The 7,697-nt window shown below is 47.4% G+C and carries 7 protein-coding genes; 5 read left to right on the forward strand and 2 right to left on the reverse strand.

The features are described from left to right. Positions 1 to 102 precede the first annotated feature (102 nt). Complete coding sequence (locus tag ACSHWX_RS17450; RefSeq protein WP_435669487.1) at positions 103 to 735, reverse strand: tyrosine-type recombinase/integrase; 633 nt, start codon at positions 733 to 735, stop codon at positions 103 to 105. Positions 736 to 976: 241 nt separating this feature from the next. Further along, positions 977 to 2,170, reverse strand: coding sequence for an ROK family transcriptional regulator (locus ACSHWX_RS17455; protein ID WP_435669488.1), 1,194 nt, complete (start codon positions 2,168 to 2,170; stop codon positions 977 to 979). Between the two features lie 132 nt (positions 2,171 to 2,302). On the opposite strand from ACSHWX_RS17455, the gene ACSHWX_RS17460 reads away from it, so the two are divergent. The 5 genes from ACSHWX_RS17460 to ACSHWX_RS17480 all read left to right on the forward strand — a co-directional run bounded on the left by ACSHWX_RS17460 (position 2,303) and on the right by ACSHWX_RS17480 (position 7,433). Next, a complete protein-coding gene (locus ACSHWX_RS17460) occupies positions 2,303 to 3,550 on the forward strand; it encodes an extracellular solute-binding protein (RefSeq protein WP_435669489.1) in 1,248 nt (415 codons plus the stop codon). Between the two features lie 24 nt (positions 3,551 to 3,574). Further along, a complete protein-coding gene (locus ACSHWX_RS17465; protein ID WP_435669490.1) occupies positions 3,575 to 4,462 on the forward strand; it encodes a carbohydrate ABC transporter permease in 888 nt (295 codons plus the stop codon). Positions 4,463 to 4,556: 94 nt separating this feature from the next. Further along, the gene (locus tag ACSHWX_RS17470; protein WP_435669491.1) at positions 4,557 to 5,303 is read left to right on the forward strand and encodes a carbohydrate ABC transporter permease; all 747 of its coding nucleotides are present in this window, start codon (positions 4,557 to 4,559) and stop codon (positions 5,301 to 5,303) included. A gap of 37 nt (positions 5,304 to 5,340) precedes the next feature. Continuing rightward, on the forward strand, positions 5,341 to 6,453 hold the full coding sequence (locus ACSHWX_RS17475; protein WP_435669492.1) for an ABC transporter ATP-binding protein: 1,113 nt from the start codon (positions 5,341 to 5,343) through the stop codon (positions 6,451 to 6,453). Then, positions 6,450 to 7,433, forward strand: coding sequence for a glucokinase (locus ACSHWX_RS17480; RefSeq protein WP_435669493.1), 984 nt, complete (start codon positions 6,450 to 6,452; stop codon positions 7,431 to 7,433). The genes ACSHWX_RS17475 and ACSHWX_RS17480 overlap by 4 nt, the downstream gene beginning before the upstream one ends. Positions 7,434 to 7,697: the final 264 nt, after the last annotated feature.

A 7,697-nucleotide genomic window follows, 5' to 3' on the forward strand; every position in this document is an offset into this window, starting at 1 on the left:
CGGATACATATGAGCGACTTCCGAGAACATGCAGAAATCACTTGCGAACAGCAGCCGGTACATACATATGGCCCGGTTGTTTAACCGACCCTCACGAGCGCTTCAGATCTCGACACCTTCGGAGATAGTCAGCGCATCTTCCAAATCTACCCCGAGATATCGAACAGTGCTGTCCATTTTTGTGTGTCCCAAAAGTAGTTGGACGGCCCTAAGGTTACCGGTCTTCTTGTAGATCTGCGCAACTTTTGTTCTGCGCATCGAGTGTGTGCCGTAAACGCTTGCCTCCAAGCCGATGGATTGCACCCAGTTTTTTAACATTCGGGCATATTGCCGTGTTGAGATATGTGGCCTGTCATGAAAACGCCCTGGCCATAAGAAACCGTGCCCAACCATTAAGGGTTGATGTATCCAGTCAATCAGAGATTTTCTAGTACCTTCTGTGATTTCAAACCTGACTGGTGTTTTAGTCTTGCTCTGGAGAACTGACGCTCGTTCCTTTACCGAACCAGCTGAGTAAACATCTGAAACTTTCAGTGCCACGAGATCGCAACCTCGAAGTTTGCTGTCGATGGCAAGATTAAACAAAGCTAGGTCTCGTATTGCGTTTGCAAGTTCGAGCCGCACTCGAATTGCCCAAACGTGTTTCGGCTGCAGCGGTCGCTTTTGACCAATTAGTCGGCCATTGTTCCAGGCGCGTTTTGATGGAATAATCATTGGAAGGTTGCAAGCGGACATAGCTTTGGCTCCTCATCCATACCCTCCAACCGCAGCACTCAGACATTCAGCAACGTTATATTGGGTTCTTCGATGGCATTTGGCAACTACAGTTTGGAGCCCTAGTTGCAGGTAAACTTTCAGGTTTGATCTGTCCTTGCATCCCAAAGCTGCAGTTGCGCGATTAAGCATACTTGTAGCTAAACTGTTGGAATCAGATTCACTCTCAATGTGACCTGTAATTTTGAGTGTCGAGGATCAGTTACAATATCAGACTTGTAAGCGCAGGAGCAAAATGAGATTCGGCGGAAGCCGCTGCGGCTCCTGCGGCAACGACAAAATCGCCAGCTGTTCCGACGCGCACTTGTTCGCCCCCGCGTTGTCGGTTCAACGGCTTTAAAAATGGTTTACTTCTGCTGATCAGTAAATCGAGAAACGGTTTTGGTACAGTACCGCCTACAATAATGATTTCAGGATCGACAATCATTTCAAGCGTGTTTACCAACTGTCTAAAACGGGGTGTTGCTTCATCGATCCAGTCGAGCAATGCCTGATTGCGCTGCGCGATTAGTTCGGTAATCTTCTCGTTGAGTGTTTCATCATCGATCTGCAAATTCAGATCACGGCACAAGGCGTCGATCGATAAATATCTTTCAAGGCAGCCACTTTTCCCACAAGAGCAATTTAGGCCATCAGGTTCGACAACAATGTGGCCGACTTCACCAGCGATCTCTGAACTGCCTGCAAATTTGTTTCCATTCAAGATTAAACCCGCGCCAAGGCCGATACCAAATTGAAGAAAGACAAAAGTGTCAAATGGCTTGCCTTCTCCGTGCAGGTGTTCGCCAATTGCACCAGCGGTTGCATCGTTTTCGACGATGAATGGCAAACCGATTTCTGCTGACAGCTTTTTGATATTTTTGCTGGTGCCAACTTGCTGAAAGTTGGCTAGATCATCAGGTCTGATATTTGTCTCATTGAAGGGGCCCGGTGCGGCGACACCAACACCGACAAGCTTTTTTGCTTTGGATGGATGTTCCGCGACAAATTTGTCAAAGACAGACTTGATTAGCCGATTCGCGTCGTCAATGTTCCAGTTTTTAAGCCGCTGAGACTGCTGCCAAACCACGTCACCAACCAAATCACAAACAACCGCCCTAATCGACAGTTTGTCAACATGAATGCCAATATTGAATGCCCCTGTTGGGGCCAATACTATCTTCTTGCCGGGGTGTCCACGGCCTTTAATCTCGCCATCGATTAGTTCAACTAATTCAGCTGCTTCTAGTTCAGCAACGATATATTGTATGGTCTGCCGAGATAGGGATGTAATGGTCGCAATTTCGGTTTTTGAAATCGGTGCTTGTGTGCGAATTACTTCAATAACAACCCGCAGATTATGCGCCTTTGTCCGACTAAGATTTGTCCCGGATGTGCGTAACTTTGTTTTTCTCAACTGCCCATTCCATAAATTGCGGAAGCAAATCGTAACTGAATTTCAAAAGCACGTCTATTTTGTAAAATCATTTGACAAAATAAAATTCAACGCTATTTTGTAAATAGAACTTAGTGAGGAGAGGAAAAGACAATGAAAAAATCAATACTTTTGGCAGCAGCTTCTGTCATTGCAATGAACGCTTCGGGCGCTCTTGCTGACACTGAGCTAAATGCACTCTTTATGAGCCAAGCTGCCTACAGCGAGCAAAACATCAAAGATATGACAGCCGAATTTGAAGCTGCAAATCCTGGCGTTACCGTCAATATGGAATTTGTACCATATGAAGCATTGCACGATAAAATCGTCGCTTCAGTTGGCGCGGGTGACAACGGTTATGATGTTGTATTGTTTGACGTGATCTGGCCTGCGGAATTCGCTGTCCGCGGTTTCTTATCAGATTTGTCTGCGCGTATTCCGTCAGAATTGGACGATCAGATTTTTGATGGTGCATGGACAACTGTTGAGTACAAAGGCGCTAAGTTTGGCATGCCATGGATCCTTGATACCAAGTACATGTTCTACAATACAGAAATTTTGGAAAAAGCTGGTATTGAAAAACCTCCTGCGACCTGGGACGAGTTGTTGGTACAAGCCCAAATCATCAAAGATAAAGGTTTGGTCGAGTATCCATTGGTTTGGAGCTGGTCGCAGTCTGAAGCGATGATTTGCGATTACACAACAATCTTATCGGCGTTTGGCGGCAAGTTCTTTAACGATAACGATCCTAAATCACCTGCGTTTAATAGTGGTGGCTCACTCAGAGCTGTTGAGTATATGGCTGGATCACTAAAAGATGGCCTGACAAACCCAGCATCAACAGAGTATTTCGAAGAAGATGTACGCAGGGTATTCTCTAATGGTGACGCTGCATTTGCGCTAAACTGGACATATATGAATTCATTGGTGAATGATCCAAATGAGAGTTCAGTTGCTGGTAAAGTTGGCGTTGTTCCTGGCCTTGGTGTTGAGGGCGTCTCAACTGCTTCTGCCGTAAATGGCTCAATGGGCTTAGGCATTCCGGTGAACAGCCCACACAGCAATGAGGCTTGGTCATACATTGCGCATCTCACCAACATGTCGGTGCAAGAGAAGTATGCGTCGCTTAGCCTGCCAGTTTGGAAAGCGTCTTACACTGAATCAGCAGTTGTTGATGGACAAGAGGATCTGGTTGCGGCGGCAACTGATGCGATCGCTGTGATGTACCCACGTCCATTGGTGAAATCCTACACTGAAATTTCAGGGATCTTGCAGTCGCAAATCCACGGGGCACTATTGGGTCAGACCGACGCAAAAGTTGCCATGGATGAAGCTGCAGCCCGCGTAAAAGCTGTAAGATAAACAAGACTAGGAGGAGGAATATTTATGTCTGGCATCGGAAAAAAGCATGAAAAATGGCTTCTATTGGCGCCAACTGTCATAGTCCTCCTCCTGATCACTGCAATTCCCTTTGTTCAGACCTTTCTGACGAGCTTCACCGACGCGGAAATAAGTTATGCGCCAGTTGGACCAAATTGGATTGGTTTCGAGAATTATTTTTACGCTTTGAGCGATCCATATTTCCGCGCAGCCCTGGGGCGAACGCTGTATTTCACAGTTGTTTCCGTTGGTGCAGAAGCTGTAATTGGCGTTGCCGCTGCTATGTTGCTCAATCAAAACTTCCGCGGCAGAAATCTCATGCGCGCACTGATTATTCTACCGTGGGCGGTGCCGACCATTGTGAACGCTCTGGCTTGGCGTTTGATCTATCATCCTGACTATGGCGCGTTGAATTCAATGTTGTTTCAACTCGGGTTGATTGGCGAATATCGGAGTTGGCTTGGCGACCCCGCACTTGCGCTCAACATGGTCGTTCTAGCGGATGTTTGGAAGAACTTTCCGTTAATTGCTTATGTTGCACTAGCGGCATTGCAAACAATTCCGTCGGACCTTCACAAAGCCGCTTCAATAGAAGGCGCTGGCGCATGGAAGAGATTTAGGTCCATCACTTTGCCTTGGATTTTAGGGCCACTATCCGTCGTTTTAATTCTGCGCACCATTGAAGCATTTCGTGTTTTTGACATCATTTATGTCATGACCCGAGGCGGGCCAGCTGATGGAACTAAAACCGCAAGTTTCTTTGTTTATCAGGAATATTTCAACTATCTGCGTACCGGCAGCGGGTCGTCATATGCCGTGTTAGTTGCTGTTGTGAGCGCTGTGTTGATCGCAATCTACTACAAGGGTGTAAATCGCCAATCGGGGAGTAACTAAAATGAATAGGAAGCTCCTGCATAATGCGGCCCTCTACGGTGCATCGATTGTTCTGGCATTCTTCACATTAGCCCCCCTAATTTGGCTCGTGATAATGAGCATATCCAGTCCCAAAGATTTGACGACCGTACCTCTAAACTGGGTCCCGTCCGAACTTGATTTCTCACGCTATGTCCAACTATTTGATTGGGAAGACGGGAGCGGGAAACGCTTCTTAATGGCATTGCGAAATTCAATCTTGACTTCGGGCGGCGCAACCCTTGTTGCGCTGACTCTTGCAATTCCAGCGGCTTATGCGTTTTCACGGCGGCAAGCCCCAATGCTGCTGTTATTTCTGTTTCTAGCAACAATCATGATGCCACCAATTACTTATGTTCTTCCGCTGTATCAGACGTTTGGCAATTTTGGTTTGCTCAACAACATTATCACTTTGTTGGCCGTTTATTGCGCATTGCTGCTGCCCTTTGCGGTTTGGTTGATGAAATCGAACTTCGATGTGCTACCGGTTGAGATTGAACATGCCGCCTTTATCGAAGGCGCATCCACTCAATTCACATTGCGACGGGTTGTATTGCCATTGGTCGCCCCCGCAATCGTAGCCACAGCGATGCTTTCATTCCTGGTCGCATGGGACGAGTTTTTCTATGCGCTGATCTTCACAAGTGATTTGTCATCCAAGACGTTGCCAATTGCTATTGCGGATTTTGCAGCGGGCCGAGTTACAGACTATGGAGTGATCGCGGCAGTCGGTGTTCTTGCGACTTTGCCGCCCGCAATTCTAGCTGTGTTTTTCCAACGTTTTATTGTCTCAGGCCTTGTCGCTGGCAGTGTTAAAGGCTGACCCAGAAATGGTCTTTCCCCGTACGAGGAGAATTTTAGTGTCCCATCCCATTTTGTCTGTAGAATCCCTATGTAAGAATTATGGTGACCTCAAAATCTTGCGCGACATCAATTTTGCGATTGAGCCGGGTGATTTTCTTGTGCTTGTTGGCCCATCAGGGTGTGGTAAATCCACTTTGCTTAGTTGTATAGGCGGATTGACTGAACCAACCTCAGGCCAGATTGCAATTGATGGTGCCGACATCACACATGCGGATCCGTCCAAACGCGATATCGCAATGGTGTTTCAATCCTATGCCCTGTTTCCCAATATGGATGTCGCCCACAATATAGGGTTCGGCTTGGAGGTCCGTAAAGTGCCTCAGGAAGAACGAACCGATAAGATAAACGAAGTGGCAGAGCTGCTTAAAATAACGCAACTGCTAGACCGTTTTCCCGCGCAACTCTCTGGGGGGCAGCGTCAACGCGTCGCCATGGGGCGAGCACTGGTGCGGGACCCGAAGCTGTTTTTGTTTGATGAACCATTGTCCAATCTTGATGCCAAATTGCGTGTAACCATGCGTACGGAAATTAAGCGGCTGCACGAGAGATTGGGGGCAACCATGATTTACGTCACCCACGATCAAATCGAAGCCATGACTTTGGCAACGAAGATCCTGGTGATGAAGGATGGCATCATCCAACAGGCCGGCACGCCAAAACAGATCTACAACCAGCCAGCAAATATGTTTGTTGCTGGTTTCATGGGCGCCCCTTCCATGAACCTTTGCCATGCCGACATAATGCTGACGGAAGAAGGAGCGCAAATTGCAATTTCAAGACAAAACAGTGAACCGATCATACTGACAGATTACGCGCCACCCGAGGGGCTTTTGCGATTAGACAACAAACAAGTAATTATTGGTTTGAGGCCAGAAGCTCTAACCGACCGTGCCCCTGAAACTGATGCTCCGGCACAAATGACGGAGTGTTTGCTTGATGTGGTGGAACCCGCTGGCTCGGATACGTTCGCTCAAATTGTGATGGCGGGGGCAGAAGTAACTGCACGATTGCATGGTGATATTGACGTTCGTTCTGGCAATAGATTGCCAATCTATTTTGATCTCTCAAAGATCTCATATTTTGATCCGGATACCGAGCAACGTATATGAGTGAAGTGAGTGCATTGGTGGCCGATGTTGGCGGGACCAACACAAGGTTCGGTCTTGTTGTTGAACAGGGTGGCCAGCCGACCAATTGCGTAAAGGTGCTAAATAGCAGCTATGCTTCATTTGCTGATGCTGCCATGGACTATTTGTCTACCAATAAGCAAGTTCGTCCGGCACATGTCTGTCTTTCAATTGCAGCTCCAATTCAAGGCAATGTTGTTCCAATGACCAATTGCAATTGGGTGATCGATCTCGATCGGGTCAAATCCACCGTAGGGTCGAATACGGCGGAAGCGATCAATGATTTTGAAGCGTTAGGCTTTGCGTTAAACAGACTGCCTCAAGGTAGCGCCGAGCATATTTCAGGGCCGTCAAACAAGTCTGACCCTCGGAAAATGATTGTCGGTGCTGGGACGGGATTTAATGCTGCGACATCAGTTACACTCGCTAACGGCAACTGCTATGTCTTGCCGGCAGAATGTGGCCACATGACATTGTCGGTGGAAACAGAAGTTGAATGGAAGCTGCGCCATATCTTGGCTACCAAATATACTAGAGCATCTGTGGAACGCGTCTTATCTGGCGAAGGCATTCAGGCTGCTTATCGTTTGTCTTGTGCGCACCTCTGCTGCGAAACCAAAAACTATACCTCCAAACAAGTCACTCAGGCTGCAATTGAAAAACGAGATGCCCCAAGCGCACTTGCCGTTAAGATCGTGGTGGGAGTTTTAGCTCGCACTGTTGGTGATCTAGCCTTGGTAAATTTACCCCTAGGCGGGATCTATCTTTATGGCGGCGTTACTCGCGCGCTTTCGAACTGGATAGAGCTCGCTGAGTTTAGGGAAATGTTTGAAGCAAAAGGACGTCAAACAGCATTAATGCGTGATTTTCCAATCCACATTGTTACTGAAGATAATATTGGGATTGTTGGTTGTGCGGCCTACATGGCGCAGTGCAACCCTACCTTAACACCGCATGGCTAAGTGAACCTTCAATATTCCGCTTGATTTCCTCAGGTTCAGAAACGTTTTAGGCTTTCAGAAATTGTGTGTTCGGGCCGTGATGAATGTCCGTCCTTCGCACACGAAAGGCATAAGTGGGAAATAAGAGATTCGGTCACTCAGTACACGGAGCCACCTTTCGATAATTGAAAGGTTATGTCAGCGCCCGATGTCCGCTTTAGGGAAACTAATTTGAGGCGGTCATTTTGCAGCGAAGGTCGGCTAATGGGATGTACCGGCTGCTTC

It is taken from the genome of Maritalea sp. (assembly GCF_051251695.1).
GTDB lineage: Bacteria > Pseudomonadota > Alphaproteobacteria > Rhizobiales > Devosiaceae > Maritalea.

Excerpts from the sequence above, each read along its gene's own strand:
- ACSHWX_RS17450 (WP_435669487.1), bottom strand. The coding sequence starts at position 735 with ATGTCCGCTTGCAACCTTCCAATGATTATTCCATCAAAACGCGCCTGG.
- ACSHWX_RS17460 (WP_435669489.1), top strand. The coding sequence starts at position 2,303 with ATGAAAAAATCAATACTTTTGGCAGCAGCTTCTGTCATTGCAATGAAC.
- ACSHWX_RS17465 (WP_435669490.1), top strand. The coding sequence starts at position 3,575 with ATGTCTGGCATCGGAAAAAAGCATGAAAAATGGCTTCTATTGGCGCCA.
- ACSHWX_RS17470 (WP_435669491.1), top strand. The coding sequence starts at position 4,557 with ATGAGCATATCCAGTCCCAAAGATTTGACGACCGTACCTCTAAACTGG.
- ACSHWX_RS17480 (WP_435669493.1), top strand. The coding sequence starts at position 6,450 with ATGAGTGAAGTGAGTGCATTGGTGGCCGATGTTGGCGGGACCAACACA.